Raw genomic sequence first — 24141 nt, 5'->3', positions numbered from 1 at the left:
GACGCGCCGCAACGAATCATGTGGAGCCGTGGGTGGCTCAGGCCTCCTCGGCCGGAGCCTCGGCCTCGGCGCCCTCGGCCGCTTCGCCCTCGAGGGCCTCGGCGGACGGAGCCACGACGATGTTCACGAGCAGCAGATCGGCCTCGTCCTGCAGCGACGCGCCCTTGGGCAGCTCGACGCCACCGGCGAGGATCTGGGTGCCGGCCTCGGCGCCCTCGATGGAGACCTCGACCTGCTCGGGGATGTGCAGGGCCTCGGCCTCGAGCTTGATGGTGGTGACCTCGTTGACGACGAGGGTGCCGGAAGCGGCCTCACCGGTGATGACCAGCGGCACCTCGACGACGACCTTCTCGCCCTTCTGGACGACCAGCAGGTCGGCGTGCTCGATGTAGTTGCGGATCGGGTGCACGACGACCGACTTGGTCAGCGCCAGCTCCTCGGAACCGTCGACCTCGAGGGTGAGCACGGCGTTGGTGCCGTGGGCGCGCAGCACGGCCGCGAACTCGCGGGCCGGGAGGGCGAGGTGCTTGGGCTCGGTGCCGTGGCCGTACAGCACGGCGGGGACCTGTCCGTCACGGCGGGCACGGCGGGCAGCGCCCTTGCCGAACTCGGTGCGGACGGCGGCTACGAGACGGTTCTCGTCGGACATGATGTAACGGCTCCTACGCTTGTGGCTCTCACTGGGTCGGTCTTCTCGACGATGCGGGACCGGACGCGCGCGGGCCGGGAGCGTGGAACGCTCGAGCGGAGCCGCAGCCGCGTCGATCACGGTGAGCCAGCGATTTCGCGGTTCACCCTCGCCGAGACAACTCGAAGTACTTTACCGGATCGCCGGGGGTAAAGCGAACGGCCCCCATCCCGTCACAGGCTGCGTACCGCGGCGAGGAATCGGTCGACGTCGGCGGGGGAGACGAAGTAGTGCGGTGACGCGCGCACCACCGCGTCGAGTGTCCGCGCGGTCATGTCCAGCAGCGTCGAGCTGCGATGACTGACGGTCACCGTCATCGACTGCTCGGCGAGCGCGTCGCGTACCGCCGTGGGTTCGCGACCGTCCACGGTGAACGAGACGATGCCGCTGCGCGGGTCACCGAGGTCGCGGACCTCGACCCCGGGGATGCGGCCGAGGCCGTCGCGCAGGTGTTCGGAGCGGTAGGCGATGGCCTCGGTGACCGCGTCGATCCCGAGGTCGAGCAGGTAGTCGACCGCAGCCCCGAGACCCAGGCGCGCGGCGACGTCGGCCTCCCACAGTTCGAAGCGGGTGGCGTCGGGTGCGATCTCGTATTCGTCGGCTCCCGACCACCGCGCGCTGTGCAGGTCCAGCACGGCGGGCTCGAGTTCACCGATCAGCCGCGGCCGCACGTAGAGGAATCCGGTGCCGCGCGGGCCGCGCAGCCACTTGCGCCCCGTCGCGGACAGTGCGTCCACGTCGAGTTCGGGCACGTTCACCGGGAGTTGCCCGACGGACTGGCACGCGTCGAGCAGCACGAGCGCCCCGACCTTGTGCGCCGCGTCCGCGACCTCCCGCACCGGGTTGATCAGGCCGCCGTTGGTGGGGGCGTGCACGAGCGACACCAGCTTCACGCGCTCGTCGAGCATCGCGGTGAGTGCGTCGACGTCGATGCGCCCGTCGGGGCCGGACGGGATCTGCTTGACGGTCGCGCCGGTGGCGCGGGCGCGCTGCAGGGCGGCGACCGCGTTGGCGGCGTATTCGACGCGGGAGATCAGGATGCGGTCGCCGGGCTGCAGCGGCACCGCGTAGAAGAACGACGTCCACGAGCGGGACGCGCTGTCGGTGAGCGCGACGGACGTGGGATCGACGTCGAGCAGCCGGCCGATCGACGTCTTCACCGCGTCCAGCGCGTCGAGCCGCTCGTTCGCGGCGACGTAGCCGCCGACCTCGGCTTCGCGGCGCAGATGCGCGACGACGGTGTCGAGCACGGGCGTCGGGGGCAGCGACGAACCGGCGCTGTCGAGGAATACGCGGTCGAAGCAGCCCGGGGTGTCCCGGCGAACCCGTTGGAGATCGAGCACGGTGCGACCACCTCTTCCGCGTCCCGTACGGACAGCCCGTACGCCTGGAATGTAACCCCGGACCGCGTGTCGCGGCCGGTGTTCTCACGGCGCTGCGGCAACGGGCGCGTTAGGCTCGTCCCAGTCCTGGCTCGGCGGCGAGAGAGGGTGATCGAGTGGCGACTGCGATCAACACGGCGTACTCGCGCGCTGCCCTCACGTCGCGGGCCGAGGCGGTGGCGCACGTTCGCCGCAGCAGTTTCCGGTTCGGGCCGCCGCGGTTGATCGGGGTGGAGCTGGAATGGCTCACCGCCCGTGCGGACGGCACGGCGGCCCGTCCCGAACTCCGGTCGATCGTCGATTCGCTCGGTTCGCATGCCCCGCGGACGGTGGCTCCGACGTCGTCGGCGCGACCGTTGCCGTCGGGCAGTGTGGTCACCCTCGAACCCGGTGGCCAGGTCGAACTGTCCAGCGTGCCGTGCGCGTCGGCGCGGCAGGTGTGCGACCGTCTCGTCGCGGATGCCCGGATGCTGCGCTCGCTGCTGGCCCGGCGGTCGCTGCTCATGCTCGATTCCGCCGGTGACGGCGTGCGGCCGCCGCACCGGTTGCTGCGCACTCCGCGCTACAGCGCGATGGAACTGCGGTTCGACCGGATCGGACCGATGGGGCGGCTGATGATGAACAGCACCGCCGCAGTGCAGGTCAGTGTCGACGCCGGCGCGGACGACGACGAAGTGCGCCGCCGCTGGCACCTCCTGCATGCGATCGGGCCGGCGATGATCGCCGCGTTCGCGTGTTCGCCTGCGCTCAACGGTGTTCCGGACGGCAGCTGGGTGTCGCAGCGCATGCGGACGTGGCTGAACCTGGACCCCGGACGCACCACCCCGGTGTCCGACCCCGCCGACTACCCGGCGTGGGCGCTCGACGCGCCGCTGCTGTGCGTCCGATCGTCCGGCCCCGACTGGAATGCGCCACCGGACGCGTCGTTCGCGGACTGGCTGGACGGCTCCCTGGACGGGGATCTGGGTCGCCGCCCCACCGTCGACGACCTGGACTATCACCTCACCACGCTGTTTCCGCCGGTGCGGCCGTGCGGGCACTTCGAGGTGCGTTATCTCGATGCCCAACCGGGGGATCTGTGGCAGGTCCCGGTCGCGGCGATCGAGGCGCTGCTGAGATCCCGGGCGGTGATGGACGAGGCGGAGGCGATCGCGGCCCCGGTCGCGGACCGGTGGGAGGAAGCCGCGCAGCATGGCCTCGCCAGTCTCGAAATACGTGCTGCGGCAGTCGGTTTGCTGGCGCTGGCGGCGGAGGCGTCGCCGGACATGAGATTCACGGCGGCGCTCGATGCCGCGGCGGTCCGGTGCTGCCGCGGTCGCGGACCGGAGGATCAGAGCCGGTGAGCGCGCTGCGGGCACAGGTGATGAGGGATCTCGCCCGCGCCCGTGTCCGCACGGCTGCGCTGACCGACCTCGACGACGCGGAACTGACGGCGCAGCATTCGCCGCTGATGAGCCCGCTCGTCTGGGACCTCGCGCACATCGCGAACCAGGAGGAACGCTGGCTGCTGCGCGAGGCCGCCGGACTGGAGGCCGAGCGTCCCGACATCGACGACCTGTACGACGCGTTCCGTCATCCGCGGGCAACCCGGAACGGTCTACCGCTGCTCGATCCCGCACAGGCCCGCCGGTACGCCGACGACGTGCGGGCGCGGGTGACGGAATCGTTGGAGAAGTGTGAATTCGACACCGACCTCACCCGCGACGGATTCGTCTACTCGATGATCGCGCAGCACGAACAGCAGCACGACGAGACGATGCTCGCGACCCACCAGTTGCGGTCGGGCCCACCGGTGTTGTTCGCCCCGGAGGCGCCGCGCACCGGACATCCGGTCGCGGCGGACGAGATCACGGTCCCGGCTTGCGAAGTCGAGATCGGGACGTCCGCCGATCCGGCAGCGCTCGACAACGAACGGCCCGCGCACCGCGTGCACGTGCCTGCGTTCCGCATCGACACCTTCCCCGTCACCAACGGCCGCTATCTCGAGTTCATGGCCGACGGCGGATACGACCGCCCCGAGCTGTGGAGCGAAACCGGCTGGGAGCACCGGGTCCGCGCGGGTCTCGAGGCCCCGCAGTTCTGGACGCGGCAGCACGACGGCACGTGGTGGCGCCGCCGATTCGGGGTCATGGTGCCGGTGCATCCCGACGAACCGGTCGTCCACGTGTGTTTCCACGAGGCCGACGCCTACGCACGGTGGGCCGGGAAGCGGCTGCCCACGGAGGTGGAGTGGGAGACGGCCGCGCGATGGAACCCGGTGGAGCAGCGCAGCACCCGATACCCTTGGGGCGACGCCGATCCCGGCCCCGAGCATGCGAACCTCGGGCAGCGTCACCTCGGGCCCGCGGTCGTCGGCGCGTATCCGGCGGGGGCGTCGCCGCTCGGGGTGCAGCAACTGATCGGTGACGTGTGGGAGTGGACGTCGTCGGGTTTCGAACCCTATCCGGGGTTCCGGGCGTTCCCGTACCGCGAGTACTCCGAGGTGTTCTTCGGCGGCGACTACCGGGTTCTGCGCGGTGGTTCGTTCGGTACGGACGCGGTCGCGTGCCGCGGGACCTTCCGCAACTGGGACCATCCGATCCGGCGCCAGATCTTCTCCGGATTCCGTTGTGCCCGAGATGTTCCCGACACTCCGGACGTCGCGGATGTGTAGGCATCTGGGCTACCTCGGCCCGGTGCGCACGGCCCGGTCGCTGATCACCTACGGTCCGCACTCGCTGTTCCGCCAGTCGTGGGCGCCGAAGGACATGCGCGGCGGTGGCACCGTCAACGCCGACGGGTTCGGAGTGGCCTGGTGGACCGCCGACGGCATCCCCGGCCGGTACCGGAGCGAGAAACCGATCTGGTCGGATCCCTTTGTCACCGAAGGCTTGTCCTCGATCCGGACCGGGGCGATGGTCGCCGCGCTCCGATCCGCGACCGAGGGTATGCCGGTGGAGCGGTCGGCGGCCGCCCCGTTCACGGACGGCCGGTGGGCATTCAGTCACAACGGGCGGGTCGTCGGGTGGCCCGGGACGCTCGTGTCGCTCGCGGAGCGGCTCCCGGTATCGGAGCTGCTGCGGCTCGAATCGCCCACCGACGCCGCGACTTTGTGGATGCTGCTGCGATCGCGCCTGCGCACCGACAGGCCCGAGGCCGCGCTCATGCGGCTCGTCCGTGACGTGATCGACCTTTCGCCGCACTCTCGTCTGAACCTGTTGCTGGGCAACGGTTCCGGGCTGTGGGCGACCGCGTGGTACCACTCGCTGTGGGTGCTCGTCGACGAGCGCATCGCGGTGGTGTCCTCGGAACCGTACGACGATGATCCGCGCTGGAAGCAGGTGCCGGACCGGCATCTGGTCAGCGCCCGACCGGGACACCTGATCGTGTCCCCCATGGAGGTCCCGAGCGTATGACCGTCGACGTCTATCTGACCCCGGCCGAACTCGACGAGGCGTTGCGGGCCGACGCGCGCCGCGGCCTGACCGCGACACCGAAGTGGCTGTCGCCGACCTGGCTGTACGACGAGCGCGGCGGGGACCTGTTCGAACAGATCACCCGGCTGCCCGAGTACTATCCGACCCGCACCGAACGTGCTCTGCTGAAAGCGTTCTCGGCGGACATCGCGGACGCGATGCGGCCCGAGCTGCTCGTCGAACTGGGGTCCGGATCGTCGGAGAAGACCCGGTTGCTGCTCGACGCGCTCGCCCCCTCCCTGCACACCTACGTCCCGCAGGACGTGTCCGAGTCCGCCCTGCAGGGCGCGGTCGCCCGCCTGTCCGCCGACTACCCCGACCTCACGGTGCGCGGGGTGGTCGGGGACTTCACCGGTTCGCTGAGTCATCTGCCCGACGGGGGCCGGAGGATGATCGCGTTTCTCGGGGGCACCATCGGCAACCTGGTCCCGGCCGAGCGGGCGGAGTTCCTGGCCGAACTCGCCGCGACCCTCGACAAGGGGGAGTGGCTGCTGCTCGGCGTCGGTCTCGTCGTCGATCCGGAGATCGTCGTCCCCGCGTACGACGACGCGGCGGGTGTCACCGCCGAATTCGACCGCAACGTGCTGCATGTGCTCAATCACCGGCTCGGGGCGAACTTCGAACCGGATCGTTTCCGACATGTGGCGCTGTGGGACGCGGACAACGAGTGGATCGAGATGCGGCTCGAGGCCACCGCGGCGATGACGGTGCAGATCCCCGGCCTGGACCTCGAGGTGTCCTTCGACGAGGGCGAGCAGCTACGCACGGAGATCTCCGCGAAGTTCCGGCTCGACGGTATCGCCCGCGAACTCAGCGACGCCGGCTTCGTCGTCCGCCACGAATGGGTCGACCCCGACGACCGGTTCGCACTGATCGGGGCGTCGCGTCGCTGAGTCCGCCTGCCCCGGTTCGCTCTCGCTGTGTCGTCTGCGTCCCTGTAGAGGCTGGACAACGCGACTCCATTTATATCATGATGAATATGCGCTACTGTGGTGCAGGTAACAGTCGCGACGGAACGTCGGCGACGCCGCGAGAAGAGGTGAAGCGTGCCGTCCATCGGTCTGAGCGCGTACGGGGCGACCTGCGCAGAACTCGTCGAACTCGCCGTGTGCGCCGAGGAGGTGGGATTCGACGCGCTGTGGTTGGGTGAGCATGTCCTGCACCCGGTCGGCCATCGGAGCGAGCATCCGTCGACGGGTAGCCGGCAACATCACACGGGCCCCCTCGTCGACGCCACGACGGACCTGCCGGACCCCCTGGTCGTGCTTGCGGCCGTCGCGGCGGTGACCGAAACGCTCGAGCTCGGGACGGCGGTCTACCTGGCACCGCTCCGTCATCCATTGCTGTCGGCGCGCGCGGTCGCCACCCTGCAGGAATTGTCCGGAGGCCGGGTTCGTCTGGGCGTGGGAGCGGGGTGGCTCGCGGAGGAGTTCGAAGCGCTCGATGTCCCGTTCCGCAGTCGCGTCTCGCGCACCGAGGAGTGTGTCGAGATCATGCGTAGGGCGTGGGTCGGTGTCCCGTTCTCCCACGAGGGTACGCATTTTCGATTCGACGAGGTGCAGGTTCACCCGCGACCGGTGTCGGTGCCGGTGGTCTTCGGTGGCAACGGACCGAAAGCGCTTGCTCGCGCGGCCGTTCTCGGGGACGGCTGGTTCACTTCGGGCACACCGGATTTCGCCGAGTCGTACCGGATGGTCCGGGAGATCGAGCGCCTCCGATCCGAAGCCGGTCGCACCGACGAATTCCGGTGCTATGTCCGCGTCGACCCGGCTGATGCCGGCGATCTGCATCGCTATCGGGAGAACGGGATGGACGATCTGGTGTTGTGGGCGGATAAGCTCTGGGTCGGAGAGGCACTCGCCGATCGGCGAGCGTCGCTGGCCGCGGCGGCCGAAAGGCTGGAAGTCGGGTGCCGGGTGAGCCGGTAGATGCCGGTGCGTCGATAGCATCGACGGGCACAGACGGAGCAACGCCCGCTCGGACGCCGCGTGCGGTAGCCGAGCGGGACGCGAGTACGGAGGGGAGACCATGCCGAGAACCGGGGTTCGGCGCAGCAACAACGGAAGTGAGGGCGGTGGCCGGGAGGTATCGCTGCTCCGGCCGTTGAAGGCCGCGGAGATCGTCGCACGCTCGATCGTGGGGGACATCCAAGCCGAGGGGCTCGAGCCGGGAACGTGCCTTCCGTCGGAAGCGGCGATGCTGGACAAGTACGGGGTCAGTCGTGAATCCCTCAGAGAGGGATTGAGACTACTCGAGGTCCAGGGAATGATTACGATCAGGCGTGGCCCGGGGGGCGGACCGGTGGTCGGCTCGGTCGATTCGGCTCACCTGGGCCGGGTTTCGGCCCTGTTCTACAACATGTCCGGAGCTACGTACGGGGAGTTGTTCGAGGCATGGGTCTGGGCCGAGGGTGAGCTCGCGGATCGGGCGGCTCGCAATCCGGATGCTGCGTTGCGCGTAAGCACGATGAGTCCTTTCGTCGTGGACGGTGCCCATGTCGAGCCCGAGAGCCTGGATTCCTACCTCGAGGCCCACGCGGGCTTCCATCATGCGGTAGCAAAGTTGTCCGGAAATCGTGTTCTGGCATTGAGTCTCGAAGCGTATGGGCAGATCGTTGCACACCATGTCGCGATGGTGGACGATCCGCGCAAGCTCAACGATGTGCTGTTGGACGATCACCAGCATGTGGCGAAGGCGGTCAGCGCAGGTCATTCGCGTAGGGCGCGTGAACTGATGGAGGAGCACCTGCGCCGTGTCGTCGAGTACTGCAGTGACCGCTTGAACGGAACTCTCGAATCTGCTGTCGAGTGGTTGTAGCTTCGCGACCCGCACTGCAGTAGCAGCGCAACCGATCGCACTCTCACAGATGCCCGGCCGTGAATTGCACGGCCGGGCATCGTGTTTCTCCTGAATCGGGACCTTCGATGCGGGACCGACGTCCCCGTTGCGCAAGCTGTCGAGGGGAATCCGGGATATATCGAGCGATCTCTTGACTTCCAAGTTCATCATGAGCAATATGGGTTTCATTGAAACCAAGTGATGTCCGTCACCGGTCGATCCGGTTTGCTGTTCTCGTAGTGGACGGCGGCATCTTTTCTCGTTCCTCGCAGGACTCGATGTCCGGTTGCAGGCAATCCACAGCAGCGCTCAGGAGGCGTACATGAAACGGTTGGAGGGCAAGGTCGCATTCATCACCGGTGCGGCACGTGGCCAGGGCCGCACCCACGCGGTGCGACTGGCGCAAGACGGCGCAGACATCGTTGCCGTCGACCTGTGTAGGCAGCAGGACCAGCTGGACTACTCCCAGGGCACCCCGGAGGATCTCGAGGAAACCGTCCGTTTGGTGGAGAAGGAAGGCCGACGGATCATCGCGCGTGCCGCGGATGTCCGGGATCTCTCCTCGCTCCAAGCGGTGACGGACGAGGCCGTCGACGAGTTCGGGCGCATCGACATTCTCGTGTCGAACGCCGGCATCTCGAATCAGGGGCAGGTTGTCGGTCTGTCCGACCAGCAGTGGTCCGACATCCTCGATACCAACCTCGTCGGTGCCTGGCATGCGTGCCGCGCCGTGCTTCCTCAGATGATCGAGCGCGGCGAGGGTGGGTCCGTCATCTTCGTCAGTTCAACAGTCGGACTGCGCGGTGCCCCAGGACAGTCGCACTACGCCGCCTCCAAGCACGGTCTCCAAGGACTGATGCTGTCGTTGGCAAACGAAGTGGGAGCGCACAACATTCGGGTCAATTCGGTCAATCCCGGCGCGGTCAACACCCCTATGGCGATCAACGAGAGCCTGCTCAAGATGTTCCTTCCGCACCTCGAGAATCCGACCCCGGACGACGCGGCCGACCTGTTCGCCCAGCTGACGCTGCTGCCGATCCCGTGGGTCGAACCCGAAGACGTCAGCAACGCGGTGGCGTGGCTGGCGTCGGACGAGGCGCGCTACATCCACGGCGTGGCCATCCCGGTCGACGGCGGCCAGCTGGCCCGATCCTAGGAGGCGACGATGTCCAGAATTGCTGTAGACGTCGACTACTGCCAGGCCCACGGACGCTGCTACGCACGATTCCCCGAACTGTTCGATGCCGACGACGAAGGCCGGGCCGTCCTCCTCGGTGGAGGCGCGGTACCTGTGAACGTCGATCCGGAAGAGATCGTATCCGTGTGCCCCGAAGCGGCAATCACTCTGGTGTGAAAGGGATCCGAACATGACCGAACAACTGACCCCCGACGTGCAGGCGCGGACCGGATGTCCCGTCGATCTCTGGTCCGGTGAGTTCAACGAGAATTTCTGGCCCGAAATCAGCCGGATGCAGGACTCCGACACGCTCGACGTGCACATGCAGGGCGATACACCGTGCTACGTCGCCACGCGCTACGAGGACGTCTTCAAGATCCTGCGGGACTGGAAGCGGTTCTCGTCCGAGTACGGTGTTGCAATCTTGGGCGGGGACAACCGTTCCGAAGCCCCGAAGAACGAGGGCCGATTCCTACCCGAAGACCTCGATCCGCCCGCGCAGACCGACTGGCGCAAGCTTCTCAATCCCGAACTGACCGAAGAAAAGATGCGTCGCTTCGTGCCGACGTTCACCGCTGCGATCGACACATTGCTCGATGCCGGGATCGCGGCCGGTCGCTTCCGCGTAATGGAGGATTTCCTGCGCCCGCTCCAGTTGCGGGCTGTGTTCACCAACCTTCTGCTGCTGGGTGACGACCGGATCGACGACTGGATGCGGTGGGCTCACGACATCTTCGTTGCCGAGACGCCCGAGGCCTCGGGCGAGGCCTATGTGAGCCTCTACACCGCCATCGAGGAGCTTGTCCAGGAACGGATGGCGAATCCCATCGACGGGGACCTCGTCAGCATGGTCGCCACTGTCGAGACCATCGACGGCCGCGAACCCACCCTTTCCGAGCGTGTCGCGGTCGTCCTGCCCTTGTCGATCGCCGGCCTCGAATCCACCGGAACCGTCCTCGGTGGAACGATCCACCACTTCGCAACGCACCCTGACGACTGGGCCGAAATCGTTGCCGACCCCAGCTTGGTTCCCGACGCGGTCGAAGAAGGACTGCGCATGTTTGCGAACGTCACCGTTCTCCAGCGCACCACGACTTGCCCCGTCACGATCGGCAGCACCGAACTCGCCGAAGGAGCAAAGGTCTGGACGTCCTACAACGGCGCGAACCGTGATCCTCGAAAGTTCGACGACCCCCACACGTGGAACCTGCACCGCAAGGAGAAGAACCACATTGCTTTCAGTATCGGTCCGCACCGCTGCCTCGGATCCAACTTCGCCCGCGTCATGATGACGACGGTCCTCGGACGAATGGTCGAGCGTCTCCCGAAATTTACGCTCTCGCAGGGACAGGAGATCGAGTACCACTCCATGCCGACGCGTGGCATTCACGAGTTCACCGTGGACGTTGTCTCCGATTGACGAGCGGATTCCGGTACTGAGTAACTCCGGCGCCCGCGATGGTCGCGGTCGCGATGATCTAGCCCGACCTACCCCCCTTCCCCTAGGACATTTCATGACAACCACTCAGCCGCAGGAACTCCTGGATCTGGCGCTGGCAGTCGTCGACGCCTGGAACCGCGTCGACCTCGACACATTGCGTGAACTCGTCGACGAGAACATCACCGTTGTCCATCAGAACCGCGGGGTGGCCGCGACCGGCCGTGACCTGATGCTCGAGACCGTGGAACAGATGAAGGCGGTCTTCCCGGACCGCTCGATCGGTGAGACGACCCGTTGGGCCACGACCGGCAACTCGATCATGCGTGAGACAACGTGGCAGGGAACCGCGACCGCCGACGTGCCGGGTTTCGGCCAGGCGGGCGAGTTCTGCAAGCTCAACGTGCTCTCGATCATGTCGTTCGAGAACGGTCGCCTCACCGAGTGGTGTGACTACGGATGATTCACGTGCGCGCGGTGCCGGCCTCTGCCGGCACCGCGCGCCACCCACCTCCCCGCCGTGTGAACCGGAAAGTGAACCATGGATCTCGAACTGTGTGTCGCCGCGCGGCGTCTCGTCGCGGACTCCGTCGTCGAACTGACTCTCGCCCTGCCCGAGGGTGGCGACCTGCCGTGCTGGGAACCCGGCGCACACATCGATCTGCACGTCGGTGATCTCGTCCGGCAGTATTCTCTGACCGGTCTGGAGACCACGCCCGGCACGTGGACCGTCGCGGTCCTGCGGGAGCCGAACAGTCGCGGCGGGTCGGATTACATCCACGACCGTCTCGTCGAGGGCAGCCGCGTCGCCTCCGCCGGTCCGCGCAACCACTTCGCATTCCGGCCCGGCAACGGCGGAGTGCTCTTCGTCGCCGGGGGAATCGGCATCACGCCCTTGCTGCCGATGATCGCCCGGGCAGACGAGGCCGGAACCGACTGGCGCCTGGTCTATCTCGGACGTGCCCGAACCGGGATGGCGTACATCGACGATCTCGTGAAGTACGGCGACCGCGTCGAGATCCGCCCCGACGACGAATACGGGCTTCCGGATGTGGCCGCGCTGATCGCGGCCACTGCACCGGATACTTCGATATATACGTGCGGGCCTGAGGGGCTGCTCTCGTCTCTGGAGTCGGTGTGCTCGTCGGCGGAGTCACCGCGTCCACTTCGCCTCGAACGATTCGTGCCGAAGGCTGTGGAGACGGACGGACCCGAAAACGAGTTCGAGGTCGAGTTCGCCCAGAGCGGCCTGACGGTGCTCGTGCCCGCGAACCGCTCAATCCTCCAGATCGCGGAGGAGGCGGGCGTCGACATCATCTCCTCCTGTAGCGAAGGCACCTGCGGGACCTGTGAGACAGCGGTTCTGGACGGTACTCCGGATCACCGAGACTCGGTCCTGACAGCCGACGAGCGGGAATCGGGCATGACGATCATGCCCTGCGTCTCTCGGTCGAGGACTCCGAAATTGGTGCTCGACGTCTGAGCGCTGTTACACCACAACCTTTCCCTTCGACAGGAGATTCCATGACAGCGGACATCACGGCATCCGGCGTGCTGGCCGGCCAGTACGCACTGATCACCGGCGCGAGTGAAGGCATCGGACTGGGTATCGCCGAATCCATGGTGCGCGCGGGTGCACATGTGATGATCGCAGCCCGGCGCCGCCCGCAACTCGAGATCGCCCAGAAGAACCTGCGTGAATTGGCCGGACCCGCCCAGCGGGTGGAGATCGCGGAGGTGGACATCCGGGAGCCGCAGTCGGTCGCAGCGTTGTTCGAGCAGGTGGACACGGTGTTCGGCGAATTGAACGTCTTCGTCGCCAATGCGGGCAGCGGGTCGATGGTGAAGTTTCTCGATATGACGGAGGAGATCTGGCAGTCCACCATGGAACTGAACATCAACGGGACCTTCCGCTCGTGCCATCAGGCCGCCACGCGGATGGCAGCACGCCCCGACAAGTCCCGGAACGCGTCGATTCTCGTCGTATCCTCGATCCGCGCTCTCGGTACGCGTCCGGGCACAATCCACTATGCGACTACGAAGGCCGGGCTGAACCAATTCGTGCGGGTCGCCGCCTACGAGCTCGCCGAGTACGGCGTGCGTGTGAATGCGTTGTCACCCGGCATCACCGCAACTCCGATGGCACTGAACAGGAATCCCGAGGTTTTCGAGAAGATGGCCGCGACGGTGCCGATGGGCCGCGCGGGCAGTATCGAGGACATGGGTGCAGCCGCGGTGTATCTCTGTGAAGCCGGGTTCGTGACCGGCGTCAATCATATCGTCGACGGCGGCGAATCGCTGTACTGATGTAGCGAGCCGGGACACACGGTTCCCGGCCGGGAAAGGCGTGATCGTGACGATCGACCGAAACAACTTGCAGGGCAAGGTTGTCCTGATCACGGGGGGCAGCCGCGGTCTCGGCGCGCAGATGGCGTGGGCGTTCGCCGAGGAGGGTGCGCACGTCGTAGTCGCGAGCCGGAAGGCGGGGTCCTGCATCGAACTCGCCGCGGAGATCGAAAGGACGACCGGCGTCGAGGCGCTCGGACTCGCCGGCCATGTGGGGGATTGGGACTCGCTTCCCGCCATGGTGGATGCGGTGTACGAACGGTTCGGCCGGATCGACGTTCTCGTCAACAACGCCGGCATCGCACCACTCTACGACGAGGTCGTCGGAGTGGGGGAGGCTCTGTTCGACAAGATTATCGACGTCAATCTCAAGGGACCCTTCCGTTTGTGTGCGTTGGTCGGTGACCGGATGAAGGCCGCTGGAGGCGGTTCGATCATCAATATCAGCAGCAACGCGTCGGAACGGCCTGCGCCCGAGTATGTACCGTACGGTGCGGCGAAGGCCGGACTGAACTCGCTGACGAAGGGGTTCGCGGCTGCGTACGGGCCGGAGGTGCGGGTCAACTGCATCCTGGCCGGCGCCTTCTTCACGGATATCAGCAAGGGTTGGGACCGTGACGCATTCGAGGATCTGGCATCGAACTGGCCGATCCCCAGGGGTGGAGATCCCCGCGAAATCGTAGGAGCGGCCCTCTATTTCGCCGGAGATGCGGCCAGCTACACGACCGGGACGATTCTGCCCGTGGACGGTGGGCGTATGGCCGTGGGCTGACCGATCGCTCCCATGCGCGGAATCTGTTGGGACACTGATAAACCCCACACGCCTAGGTGTGTGGGGTTGGGTGTTTCCAGGCTTGAATAATTCATCATGACGATTTAGTGTGAGTGCATCGAGGGTGACCGTGATCACCCGCCTGGGTGGCGCGCGATCGCGCCGGTTCGCACATCGAGAGAAAGGCACGCGATGACTGCAGTGGAAAGCCCCTCGGAGGTGGATCGGAGACCGCGCCCGCGTGTCGGTCCGCTGTCGGGCATCAGGATCGCCGACTTCTGCTGGATGGGCGTAGGCGCCGTTGCGACGCGCATGCTGGCGGACTTCGGTGCCGAGGTCATCAAGATCGAAGCGCGCGATCGCCTGGATATGCCCCGCCGGCTACCCATCTACAAGGGCGAGGCACGTTCCTACGGCGAGGAGGATCCGAACCCGGATCCGAACAAGGGTGGCTTGTTCAACAACTACAGCCGAAACAAGCTCGGCGTGACGATCAACATGAAAACCGAACGGGGCCAGCAGCTCGTTCGACAATTGATCTCCGCGAGCTCGGTGGTCACCGAGAACTTCGCACCCGGCGTGATGGAGAAGTGGGGCCTGACCTACGAAGAGCTCAACCGGCTGAGTCCCGAGGTCATCTACGGCCGCATGAGCGGATTCGGTCACGACGGCCCGCACCACCAGTACAAGAGCTACGGCCCCGTAGTGCAGGCGGTTTCAGGGATCTCCTTCATCTCGGGACTGCCCGACCGCGAGCCGTCGGGCTGGGGCCTGTCCTACATGGACAATCAAGCGGCCTACTACAACTCGGCGGCTCTGCTGATGGCGGTGCTGCACCGCAATGCCACCGGCCGCGGCCAGGAGATCGACGTGTCGGCAGTCGAGGCGGGCATCAACCTGCTGGGCTCCGACTTGCTCAATGCCTCCGTCAACGGAGTGGCAACCCGGCGTCCGGGCTACCCCGCAGGCAACCGCCTTCTCGACCGGCCGGCCGCACCGCACGGCGTGTACCCCGGATCCGCCGAGGACACCTGGGTTGCCGTGGCGGTGTTCGACGACGAGCAGTGGGCGCGGCTGGTGGGGGTGCTCGGCGACCCGGAGTGGGCGCGCTCTCCCCGGTTCGCGGATCGGGAGTCGCGGTTCGTACATCAGGACGAACTCGACGAGCACCTGTCCCGGTGGACGACCCAGCGCACGCCACACGAGACGATGGAACTGCTACAAAATGCGGGCGTACCGGCGGCGGCGGTCCAGAATGCGCGGGATCTCGCGGAGACCGATCCCCAGATCGCGCACCGGGGCACATTCTTCGAACTCGACCACCCGGTGATCGGCGTTGCGAAGTTCGAGGGCACTCCGATCCGATTCACGGAGACGGTTCAGGAGAACTGGCGTTCGGCGCCGTTGCTCGGTGAGGACAACGAGTACGTGTTCGGCGAGATTCTCGGGCTCGATCCCGACGAGATCGCGCGGCTGAGCAAAGAGGGTGTGATCTGATGGAACTGATCTTCAACGGACTGGTGGTCGTCGAGATTGCCGACGACCCCGGCGGGGAGTACACCGGAAAGTTGTTCGCGGATCAGGGCGCGACGGTAATCAAGATCGAACCGGGGGACGGGGTGTCGAGCCGGCGCATCGGTCCATGGGCGGGTGACACCGAAGACCCCGATCACAGTCTGAATTTCTGGACCTACAACACCTCGAAGCGGTCCGTCGTGCTGACGGACGACGACGAGGGGCGTGCGCGTCGCGCCGAACTCATCGCGACCGCGGATGTTCTCATCACGACGGGCCGACCGGTCGACCTCGCCGAAGCAGGTCTCGACCTCGAGGACCTGTGTGCACGTCACGAAAAGCTCGTCGCCGTCTCGGTGTCGCCGTTCGGACTGACGGGTCCTTGGGCGAACTACCTCTCTTCGGACCTGGTGGGTCTCGCCGCGGGTGGCCTGCTCAACAGTTGCGGATACGACGACCACACCATCCCCCCGATCCGTCCGGGTGGAAACCAGGCCTATATGACAGCGGCGAGTTTCGCGTTCTGCGGAGCGTTGCTGGCACTGATCGAGCGGCAGGGGACGGGCCGGGGCCAGCTCGTCGACGTGTCGATGCACGAGTCCGTCGCGGTGACCGGAGAGCTCGCCAACCCGTACTGGTTCTATCCGAAGGCCATCGTCCAGCGGCAGACCTGCCGGCACGCCCAACCCACTCTGACTCAGCCGGCGCTGTTCCAATGCGCGGACGGGGTCTGGGTCTACTTTGCGCTCATTCTCGCCGACCAGTTCGCCTGGAAGGCCCTGACCTCGTGGATGGACGAGGTCGGCGTCGCTGCAGACCTCGTCGACGAGGCCTACCTGTCGCTTGCCCACCGGCAGGAGAACTTCCCGCACATCCAGGGCCTGCTGGAAGCGTTCTTCCTCATCCAGGATTCCGACACCATCTACCGGGACGGACAGCGATGGGGCCTGCCCATCGGTCCGCTGCGTGCCCCCGAGGAGGTACTGCGCGACGAGCATCTCGCCGCGCGCGAGTTCTTCGTCCCGGTCGAGATGGCGGACGGCAGCACGGCGACCTTCCCCGGTGCGCCCTTCCGCTTCTCCGGCGGATTCGGCAATCCGATTCGTCCTCCGCTGCTCGGCGAACACACCGAGGAGGTGCTGACCCATGGTTGACGGATGGAAGCGCGACGCGTGCGCGATCGTCGGCATCGGCGAATCCGCGTATACCAAGAACTCCGGCACCAGCGTCACGGCGCTGGCAGCCGAGGCTACGCTCGCCGCGCTCGCCGATGCCGGAATCTCTCCGTCCGAGGTGGACGGTATCGTCCGCAACGATATGGACCGTGTGTCCTGCGCCGCGCTCGCCGACGCGATCGGTGCCCGGAACCTGACGTACTACGGCGACGCGGGGCCCGGAGGATCCGGACCGTGTGCGATGGTCGCGCAAGCGGTAGGTGCGGTCATGAGCGGGCAGGCCGAGACGGTGGTGGTGTTTCGATCACTCAACGGCCGCTCCGGCACCCGGTTCGGGCTGTCGTCCGAGCTGGCGCGCACAACCGGTGGCGGCGAGAGCATGACCGAGTTCTACGGGCCGTATGGTTTGCTCTCACCCGGACAATTCTTCGCTCTGCTCACGCGGATGTACATGAACCGCACCGGTTTGACGTCCGAGCAGCTCGGTCGTGTCGCGCTCGCAGCGCGGCGTCATGCGAACAATAATCCGCGCGCCCAGATGTACGGGCGCAAAATGACACTCGACGACTATCTCGGATCCCGGATGTTGTCGTCGCCGCTGCGCCTGTTCGACTACTGCCTCGAAACCGATGGTGCTGCCGCGGTCGTCGTCACCAGTTCCGCGCGGGCTCGGGATCTCCGCCAGGCTCCTGCTCTGATCCGGGCGGCGGCAATGGGGACGGGCCCGAGCCCGCAACCCGGCATGATGTACCCGGTCCTGAACCGCATGGACCCACTGTCCATGCCCTCCCGATATTGCGCGGAAACACTGTATGCACGAGCAGGCCTCGGGCCGGAAGACGTCGACTCGGCGCAGATCTACGACTGCTTCACAATAACGGCGCTCCTGCAACTCGAAGACTACGGCTTCTGCGCGCCGGGTGAGGCGGGCGACTTCGCGGCGGCCGGTGAACTCGAGATCGGCGGAGCGCTGCCGTTCAACACCAGTGGGGGCCATATGTCCGAGGGATACATCCACGGAATGAATCACATCGTCGAAGGTGTTCGCCAGATCCGCGGAACCTCGACGACTCAGGTCGATGGAGCCGAAGTTTCGCTGGTCACTTCGGCGCCGCCGCCGGCTACGTCCGCTCTGATGCTGGTGGCGGCATGAGCGGGAGGCTGGCTCCGGTCGTGAACGATCCGGCGACCCGGGGATATTTCGAGGCGGCGGCGCAAGGGCATCTCGTGGTGTCGACATGCGCCCAGTGCCACGCTCACAATCATCTGCCGCGGCCTCGGTGCGTGAATTGCGGTGGTAGCGAACTCCGTTGGGAGAGTGTACCGAAGCGTGGCCGGGTGGTGTCGTGGACGGTTGTCGAACACCAGGTGCACCCCTGGTTCCCGGTGCCGTACACCATCGTAATCGTGGAGATCGACGATTGTCCGGGCGTGCGGATGACCGGCTATCTGGAAGGGCGTGTGGAAGTAGACGAATCTACTTACCTTACAGCAGATTTCGAAGAGCTAGGCAGTGACGACGAGGGAAACGTAGTTGTCCTGCCACGGTGGAGCATCGAGGTAGATCGATGACGGATGAACAGACGCTCACCGAGCTGGCTCCGGTCCGCTCGGGTGAAGCACTCGAGTGGGACAGCCTGGAGAGCTACCTCCGAGCGACTCTTCCCGAACTCGAGGGAGAGTTCTCGGTCCTCCAGTTCCCCAGGGGTTCTGCCAATCTCACCTACCGTGTGCAGTTCGGCGACACTCACTTGGTCGTACGCCGGCCTCCCTTCGGGAAGCTCGCACCCGGCGCGCACAGTATGGAGCGTGAGTACCGGGTTCTGTCGCGGTTGCACGCGGCGTATCCGCGTGCACCCCACGCGCTGCTGCACTGTGCGGATCCCTCGGTGATCGGCGCGGAATTCTTCGTCAACGAGTACCGCAGTGGAATCGTGGTCTGGGATTCGGTACCCGACTCCATGGCCTGTCTTCCCGACGCCGGCCGTCGGCTCGGTCTGGCCGTCGTCGACGCACTGGCCGATCTCCACGAAGTGGACGCCGACGAGGTCGGGCTGTCCGACCTGGGGCGTCCCGAAGGCTACCTCGAACGGCAGCTGACGGGCTGGCAGAAGCGGTGGGCAGCGGTCGAAGCGCAGTGCAGTGACGGCGAGACGATCCGAGTAGTCCGCGAGGTCGCGAAACGGTTGACCGGCCGTGTGCCCCGCAGTCAGCGGAGCGGCATCGTGCACAACGACTACAAGGTGGACAACTGCCAGTTCGCTCCGGGTGACCCGGATCGGGTCACGTCGGTGTTCGACTGGGACATGGCGACGCTCGGAGACACCCTCGTCGATCTCGGGACCTTGCTCAACTACTGGCCGGATACCACCGTCGACCAGTCGTCCGACGATGCGTTCATCGTCGTTCCTGGGATGCATGCCCTGGGGCTTCCGAGTCGTCGCGAGGTAATCGAGCGGTACGCGACGAACAGTTCGCACGATCTGAGCGATATCGCGTGGTACGAGGCGTTCGGTTGTTGGAAGACCGTAGTCATCCTCCAGCAGCTGTACGCCCGATATGTGCGCGGTGAAACCGCAGACGAGCGGATGCGGGAACGCGGTGACGACGTGGCGCCGCTCGCGCGGCGTGCACTGGGACTGTTGTCCGGGAGTGGAGGTATCTGATGCGCGACTCGGCACTTGCGGAGTTTCGGGAGCAGGCGCGGAGCTGGCTGGCGAGTTCCGGAGTCCCCTACCGTGCGACGTTGTCGGACGGTACGGACGAGACGGTCGGATCCGACGACGTTTCGGTGTTCCACAATCTCTCGTTCGACGACGAGAAGCGATTACTGGACCGACTCCGTGCCTGGCAGCGGGTCAAGTTCGACGCCGGCTACGGGGCGCTGACCTGGCCCGAGGAGTTCGGGGGGCGGAGCCTGACGCCGGAGTTCGAGGATGCGTTCGCCATCGAGGAACGTGCTTTCGACACGGGCGGATCCCACGAACTGCTCTCGGTCACCCTGCATCTGATCGCCCCGACGATCCGCCTCCTGGGCACGGACGAGCAGCGGCGCCGGTTCATCGTGCCGCTGCTCAGGGGTGAGGAACTGGCATGTCAGCTGTTCTCCGAGCCGTCCGCAGGATCGGATCTCGCTTCGCTGGGTACCCGTGCGGTTCGCGACGGCGACGACTGGATCCTCACGGGTCAGAAGGTGTGGACCTCTGGTGCCCAGTTTGCGCAGTGGGGCGAGCTCATCGCGCGCACCGACCCGGATGTCCCCAAGCATCAGGGAATGACTGCTTTCATGGTGCCGATGGATGGGCCGGGCGTGGAGATCCGGCCACTGCGTCAGATGTCGGGTGGTACGAGTTTCAATGAGGTCTTTCTCGATCGTGTGCGGATACCCGACAGTCAGCGGCTCGGTGCCGTGGGGGAGGGTTGGAAGGTCGCGTTGACCACTTTGGGTTTCGAACGCGGCGCCAGTTCGACGAGCGATGGAGTGGGTGGCAGCCTGCAGCAGACGTTGGCCCTCGCGTCCTGTACCGGGGCGGACGCGGATCCCGTGCACCGCAAGCGTCTCGCGGACATCGTCATTGCGCACAAACTCGGCGAGATCGCCCATGCGCGCGACAAACAGGCTCGGGAATCGGGGGAACCACTCGGTGCGATCGGTTCGGTACGCAAGATGCAATGGGTGGGAAGGATGCTCGGGATCTCCGACTTCGTCGTGGCGGCGTTGGGGCCTCGGCTGGTTGTCGATTCGGGCGAGTGGGGTACCTATGCATGGGGACAGCATGTGCTCGGTGCTCCCGGTTACCGCATCGCGGGTGGATCCGACGAGATTCAACGCAACATCATTGCTGAACGGATGCTGGGCCTGCCTGCCGAGCCTCGCGGCGACCGAGTTGCGCCGTGGCGGGATATCCGTCGTTGAGGGGTAACCAGGTGTTGTCATATTTCATCATGAGGATTACTGTGAGCATCATCGGGATGTGACCCGGACCATTCGCCCGATCGGATCCCGCCGGAGTGAAGACGCGTGAAAGTGGCGCCTCCGGATTTCGGGTTTCAAGTCATCCCAGACGATTTCAGACGAGGAGTATCGCCGATGACGGCATATCGGTTGGTCGATCGCACGCTGTTCGCGGAACACGTCGCGGCAGACCCGGATTTGCAGCCGACGCTCCGTGGTGGGCGGTGCGCCGAATGCTCAACGGTGACGTTTCCCTTTCAGGACGGGTGCCCCCGCTGCGGAACTATCGGGATGGGCGCGACCGATCTTCCGGCGGAAGGCGAGTTGTGGTCCTTCACCGTTCAGGGATTCGAACCGAAGGCCCCGTACCGAGGCGACGGGCCCTTCGAACCCTACGGTGTCGGTTACCTGGATCTCGGAGACGTTCTCGTCGAGTCGATCCTGACGGAAAACGACCCGAACGAACTTCGCATCGGGAACCGCATGCGACTGCGTCTGGTGCCGAGCTTCACCGACCCCGACGGAACCGCGGTGCTCACCTTCGCGTTTGCACCCGTCGATCCGGAAGACGAGGTTGTCCGATGAGTACACCGGATATCGCCGTGGTCGGTATCGGCATACATCCCTTCGGCCGGACTCCTGGGGTCAGCGGGCGGGCGCAGGGTGCGTTCGCGGTACGTCGGGCATTGGACGACGCCGGAATTCAATGGAGTGAAGTGCAGTTCGCGTTCGGTGGTAGCTACTCCGCCGGTGACGCAGACTCGCTGGTGTCGGATCTCGGTATGACGGGCATACCCTTCATCAACGTCTCGAACGGTTGCGGCACCGGCGGATCGGCGTTGACCGCGGCGTGCGATTCGATCCGTTCCGGGCGCTACGACCTGGGTATCGTCGTCGGCTTCGACAAGCACCCTCCAGGCGCGTTCAACGAAGATCCCGAGAACCTGGGTCTGGGTTCGTGGTATGGCGAGACCGGAATGATGGTCACCACTCAGTTCTTCGCCATGAAGATCCAACGCTACATGCACACGTACGGGATCGAGCGCTCGACGCTCGCCGAGGTGGCCGCCAAGGCATTTCGCAACGGGTCTCTCAATCCCAATGCGTGGCGGAGGAAACCGCTGACGGTCGAGGAAATCTCCGAGGCCGCGATGATCAGTCACCCGCTGACGCAGTACATGTTCTGCTCGCCGGGTGAAGGGGGCGTTGCCCTCGTGCTTTCCCGCGCAGACCGGGCGAAGCAGTACACAGACCGGCCGGTGTACCTGCGATCGTGCGAATTCCGTTCGCGCCGATTCGGTTCCTTCGAGGTATACAGTCCCTGGAGTTCGCCCGAGGTAGCACCCGGGCCGACGACAGAGGCCTCCACTGCGGCATTCGAGGCAGCCGGCGTCGACCCGAGCGAGGTGGATCTGGCGCAGATCCAGGACACCGAGTCCGGTGCCGAGATCATGCACATGGCCGAGACCGGTCTGTGCAAGCACGGTGAGCAGTCCGCGCTGATCGCCGCCGGCGAAACCGAGATCGGGGGCCGCCTGCCGATCAACACCGACGGCGGTGTGCTCGCGAACGGTGAACCGATCGGCGCAACCGGCCTGCGCCAGGTATACGAGAACGTTCTGCAGCTTCGGGGCGATGCCGGCGGCCGCCAAGTACCCGGAGACCCCCGTGTTGCTTTCACCCATGTCTACGGTGCACCCGGTATCAGTGCGTGCACCGTGATGACGCGCTGACACCGACAGAGGAGATCTCATGGGCTTCGGATTCGAACCCGACGACGAGTACCGCAAACAACTCGACTGGGTCGAGGAGTTCGTCACCGACGAGGTGGAGGCCGTCGACCGGGTGGTGGGGCACGCGTGGAACGTCCACGACCCCGTCCGCAACGCGTTGATCCGCCCGCTCCAGGCGCAGGTGCGCGAGCGCAACCTGTGGGCGTGCCATCTGGGCCCGGAGTTGGGTGGACCCGGTTACGGACAGCTCAAGCTGGCGCTTCTCAACGAGAAACTCGGTCACACCCACAGTGGACCCGTCGTCTTCGGGTGCCACGCACCGGATTCGGGCAACGCTGAGATACTCGCGCACTACGGTACCGACGAATTGAAGGAACGCTATCTCGTGCCGCTCCTGGAGAACGAGATCGTGTCCGCGTACTCGATGACCGAGCCGCAGGGTGGATCGGACCCGACCGCCTTCGTCACGAGAGCCGAACTCGACGGCGACGAGTGGGTACTCAACGGCGAGAAGTGGTTCTCTTCGCACGCCGACTTCGCATCATTCCTCATCGTGATGGCGGTGACGGACCCGGATGCCCCACGCCATCGGCGGGCGTCGATGTTCGTCGTCCCCTCCGACACCCCAGGTATCGAAATCATCCGCAACGTCGGGGTTGCCGGCCACGAGAACCTCGGCGGTACACACGCCTACATTCGTTACACCGACGTCCGCATCCCCAAGGACCACCTGCTCGGCGAGCGCGGCCAGGGATTCGCCGTTGCTCAAACGCGACTCGGCGGAGGAAGGATCCATCATGCGATGCGCACCGTCGGACTTGTACGGAAGTCCCTGGACATGATGCTCGAACGTGCGGTTTCCCGGAGCAGCCGCGGTGGCACTCTCGCCGACCACCAGCTCGTTCAGGAAATGATCGCGGACTCGTGGATCCAGTTGCAGCAGTTCCGCCTTCTCGTTCTCGACACCGCATGGAAGATCGACAAGTACAACGACTATCGCAAGGTCGTCACCGAGATTTCCGCGGTCAAGGCCGCGATGCCGAAAGTGCTGCAGGATGTGGCCGGGCGTGCGATCCAGCTCCACGGCTCGCTGGGTATCTCCACCGAGATGCCGTTCGGAGCGTGGGTCATGGAGAGCTACCACATGGCATTGGCGGACGGCGCGACGGAACTGCACAAGATTCAGGTCGCCAAGCAGTTGCTGCGCGATGTGAAACCGGTACCCGGACTGTTCCCGACCGGCCATCTCCCCGCTCGTACGCAACGCGCCGTCGAAAAGTTTCGCCACGTGCTGGACGACGACGCCCTGGTGCTCTGACAGATGTGCCCGCGGCGTTCCCTCCGCGGGTTACCGAACCGGAAGGTGAAGAAATGAAAACCGGAATCCGACTCCACAGCGTGGTGTGCGATACGTCCGTCGTGGTTGTGCGAGCCGTCGAGGGGATCGTCCTCGAGTGCGGAGGACACCCCATGTCCGAAACCCCGGATGCGGCTCGCGCCGAGGCTGCTGCCGGTGCCACTGCCGGTACCGTGATGGGGAAGCGCTACGAGGACGCCGAGTTGGGGCTCGAGGTGCTGTGCGTCAAGGCCGGCGCCGGTACCTTGTCGGTTGCGGGTCGTGCGCTGACCTTCAGGGAAGCCAAGCCCCTGCCCTCGTCCGATTGAGA

At 65.8% G+C, this 24141-nt stretch carries 25 protein-coding genes and 1 pseudogene; 24 read left to right on the top strand and 2 right to left on the bottom strand.

Annotated elements, in window-relative coordinates; translation table 11 throughout:
• Window positions 1–37: 37 nt before the first annotated feature.
• Together ACWDUD_RS03285 and ACWDUD_RS03280 are read right to left on the bottom strand one after the other, a co-directional pair.
• A complete protein-coding gene (locus ACWDUD_RS03285) occupies window positions 38–649 on the bottom strand; it encodes a 50S ribosomal protein L25/general stress protein Ctc (protein WP_197253047.1) in 612 nt (203 codons plus the stop codon).
• A 212-nt stretch (window positions 650–861) separates the two neighbouring features.
• Window positions 862–2031: an aminotransferase class V-fold PLP-dependent enzyme gene (locus ACWDUD_RS03280; protein ID WP_450108303.1), complete on the bottom strand. Its 1170-nt coding sequence runs from the start codon at window positions 2029–2031 to the stop codon at window positions 862–864.
• 155 nt (window positions 2032–2186) lie between these two features.
• Here ACWDUD_RS03280 and egtA point away from each other — a divergent pair, with 155 nt between their 5' ends.
• The 24 genes and pseudogenes from egtA to ACWDUD_RS03160 all read left to right on the top strand — a co-directional run bounded on the left by egtA (window position 2187) and on the right by ACWDUD_RS03160 (window position 24139).
• The gene (gene egtA / locus ACWDUD_RS03275; RefSeq protein ID WP_197253046.1) at window positions 2187–3413 is read left to right on the top strand and encodes an ergothioneine biosynthesis glutamate--cysteine ligase EgtA; all 1227 of its coding nucleotides are present in this window, start codon (window positions 2187–2189) and stop codon (window positions 3411–3413) included.
• Between the two features lie 20 nt (window positions 3414–3433).
• Entirely contained in the window at window positions 3434–4723 is a 1290-nt protein-coding gene (gene egtB, locus ACWDUD_RS03270) for an ergothioneine biosynthesis protein EgtB (protein ID WP_450108318.1), read from the top strand.
• Entirely contained in the window at window positions 4716–5465 is a 750-nt protein-coding gene (gene egtC, locus ACWDUD_RS03265; RefSeq protein WP_197253045.1) for an ergothioneine biosynthesis protein EgtC, read from the top strand. Before egtB ends, egtC begins: the two co-directional genes overlap by 8 nt.
• Entirely contained in the window at window positions 5462–6418 is a 957-nt protein-coding gene (gene egtD / locus ACWDUD_RS03260; RefSeq protein ID WP_450108302.1) for an L-histidine N(alpha)-methyltransferase, read from the top strand. The genes egtC and egtD overlap by 4 nt, the downstream gene beginning before the upstream one ends.
• Window positions 6419–6571: 153 nt before the next feature.
• Window positions 6572–7453: a TIGR03619 family F420-dependent LLM class oxidoreductase gene (locus ACWDUD_RS03255; RefSeq protein ID WP_450108301.1), complete on the top strand. Its 882-nt coding sequence runs from the start codon at window positions 6572–6574 to the stop codon at window positions 7451–7453.
• A gap of 175 nt (window positions 7454–7628) precedes the next feature.
• Window positions 7629–8342 carry a FadR/GntR family transcriptional regulator gene (locus tag ACWDUD_RS03250; protein ID WP_450108300.1) on the top strand — a complete coding sequence of 238 codons (714 nt, stop codon included), beginning with the start codon at window positions 7629–7631 and terminating at the stop codon, window positions 8340–8342.
• 343 nt (window positions 8343–8685) lie between these two features.
• Complete coding sequence (locus ACWDUD_RS03245; protein ID WP_450108299.1) at window positions 8686–9519, top strand: mycofactocin-coupled SDR family oxidoreductase; 834 nt, start codon at window positions 8686–8688, stop codon at window positions 9517–9519.
• A gap of 9 nt (window positions 9520–9528) precedes the next feature.
• The gene (locus ACWDUD_RS03240) at window positions 9529–9717 is read left to right on the top strand and encodes a ferredoxin (RefSeq protein ID WP_420750818.1); all 189 of its coding nucleotides are present in this window, start codon (window positions 9529–9531) and stop codon (window positions 9715–9717) included.
• Window positions 9718–9730: 13 nt separating this feature from the next.
• Window positions 9731–10960 carry a cytochrome P450 gene (locus ACWDUD_RS03235; RefSeq protein ID WP_450108298.1) on the top strand — a complete coding sequence of 410 codons (1230 nt, stop codon included), beginning with the start codon at window positions 9731–9733 and terminating at the stop codon, window positions 10958–10960.
• Between the two features lie 94 nt (window positions 10961–11054).
• A complete protein-coding gene (locus ACWDUD_RS03230) occupies window positions 11055–11441 on the top strand; it encodes an ester cyclase (RefSeq protein ID WP_450108297.1) in 387 nt (128 codons plus the stop codon).
• A 78-nt stretch (window positions 11442–11519) separates the two neighbouring features.
• A complete protein-coding gene (locus ACWDUD_RS03225) occupies window positions 11520–12461 on the top strand; it encodes a PDR/VanB family oxidoreductase (protein ID WP_450108296.1) in 942 nt (313 codons plus the stop codon).
• Between the two features lie 41 nt (window positions 12462–12502).
• A complete protein-coding gene (locus ACWDUD_RS03220) occupies window positions 12503–13285 on the top strand; it encodes an SDR family NAD(P)-dependent oxidoreductase (protein WP_450108295.1) in 783 nt (260 codons plus the stop codon).
• A gap of 46 nt (window positions 13286–13331) precedes the next feature.
• The gene (locus ACWDUD_RS03215) at window positions 13332–14096 is read left to right on the top strand and encodes an SDR family NAD(P)-dependent oxidoreductase (protein ID WP_450108294.1); all 765 of its coding nucleotides are present in this window, start codon (window positions 13332–13334) and stop codon (window positions 14094–14096) included.
• A gap of 192 nt (window positions 14097–14288) precedes the next feature.
• Window positions 14289–15593: a CaiB/BaiF CoA transferase family protein gene (locus tag ACWDUD_RS03210; RefSeq protein WP_450108293.1), complete on the top strand. Its 1305-nt coding sequence runs from the start codon at window positions 14289–14291 to the stop codon at window positions 15591–15593.
• Window positions 15593–16765 carry a CaiB/BaiF CoA transferase family protein gene (locus ACWDUD_RS03205; RefSeq protein WP_450108292.1) on the top strand — a complete coding sequence of 391 codons (1173 nt, stop codon included), beginning with the start codon at window positions 15593–15595 and terminating at the stop codon, window positions 16763–16765. The genes ACWDUD_RS03210 and ACWDUD_RS03205 overlap by 1 nt, the downstream gene beginning before the upstream one ends.
• Window positions 16758–17939, top strand: a complete 1182-nt coding sequence (locus tag ACWDUD_RS03200) for a thiolase C-terminal domain-containing protein (RefSeq protein ID WP_450108291.1) — start codon at window positions 16758–16760, stop codon at window positions 17937–17939. Before ACWDUD_RS03205 ends, ACWDUD_RS03200 begins: the two co-directional genes overlap by 8 nt.
• On the top strand, window positions 17936–18358 hold the full coding sequence (locus ACWDUD_RS03195; RefSeq protein WP_450108290.1) for a Zn-ribbon domain-containing OB-fold protein: 423 nt from the start codon (window positions 17936–17938) through the stop codon (window positions 18356–18358). Before ACWDUD_RS03200 ends, ACWDUD_RS03195 begins: the two co-directional genes overlap by 4 nt.
• Window positions 18355–19452, top strand: a complete 1098-nt coding sequence (locus tag ACWDUD_RS03190) for a phosphotransferase family protein (RefSeq protein WP_450108289.1) — start codon at window positions 18355–18357, stop codon at window positions 19450–19452. The genes ACWDUD_RS03195 and ACWDUD_RS03190 overlap by 4 nt, the downstream gene beginning before the upstream one ends.
• Window positions 19452–20702, top strand: coding sequence for an acyl-CoA dehydrogenase family protein (locus ACWDUD_RS03185; protein ID WP_450108288.1), 1251 nt, complete (start codon window positions 19452–19454; stop codon window positions 20700–20702). Before ACWDUD_RS03190 ends, ACWDUD_RS03185 begins: the two co-directional genes overlap by 1 nt.
• A 174-nt stretch (window positions 20703–20876) precedes the next feature.
• Window positions 20877–21011: pseudogene (locus tag ACWDUD_RS03180) on the top strand (DNA-binding protein); the annotation flags it as partial.
• A gap of 21 nt (window positions 21012–21032) precedes the next feature.
• On the top strand, window positions 21033–21326 hold the full coding sequence (locus ACWDUD_RS03175) for an OB-fold domain-containing protein (protein WP_450108317.1): 294 nt from the start codon (window positions 21033–21035) through the stop codon (window positions 21324–21326).
• A complete protein-coding gene (locus ACWDUD_RS03170; RefSeq protein WP_450108287.1) occupies window positions 21323–22474 on the top strand; it encodes a thiolase family protein in 1152 nt (383 codons plus the stop codon). Before ACWDUD_RS03175 ends, ACWDUD_RS03170 begins: the two co-directional genes overlap by 4 nt.
• A 19-nt stretch (window positions 22475–22493) precedes the next feature.
• Entirely contained in the window at window positions 22494–23792 is a 1299-nt protein-coding gene (locus tag ACWDUD_RS03165; RefSeq protein WP_450108286.1) for an acyl-CoA dehydrogenase family protein, read from the top strand.
• Window positions 23793–23944: 152 nt separating this feature from the next.
• Entirely contained in the window at window positions 23945–24139 is a 195-nt protein-coding gene (locus ACWDUD_RS03160; RefSeq protein ID WP_450108285.1) for a hypothetical protein, read from the top strand.
• Window positions 24140–24141 lie beyond the last annotated feature (2 nt).

This window comes from Rhodococcus sp. NPDC003382, assembly GCF_053589135.1.
This window is presented reverse-complemented; position numbering and strand designations above follow the sequence as displayed.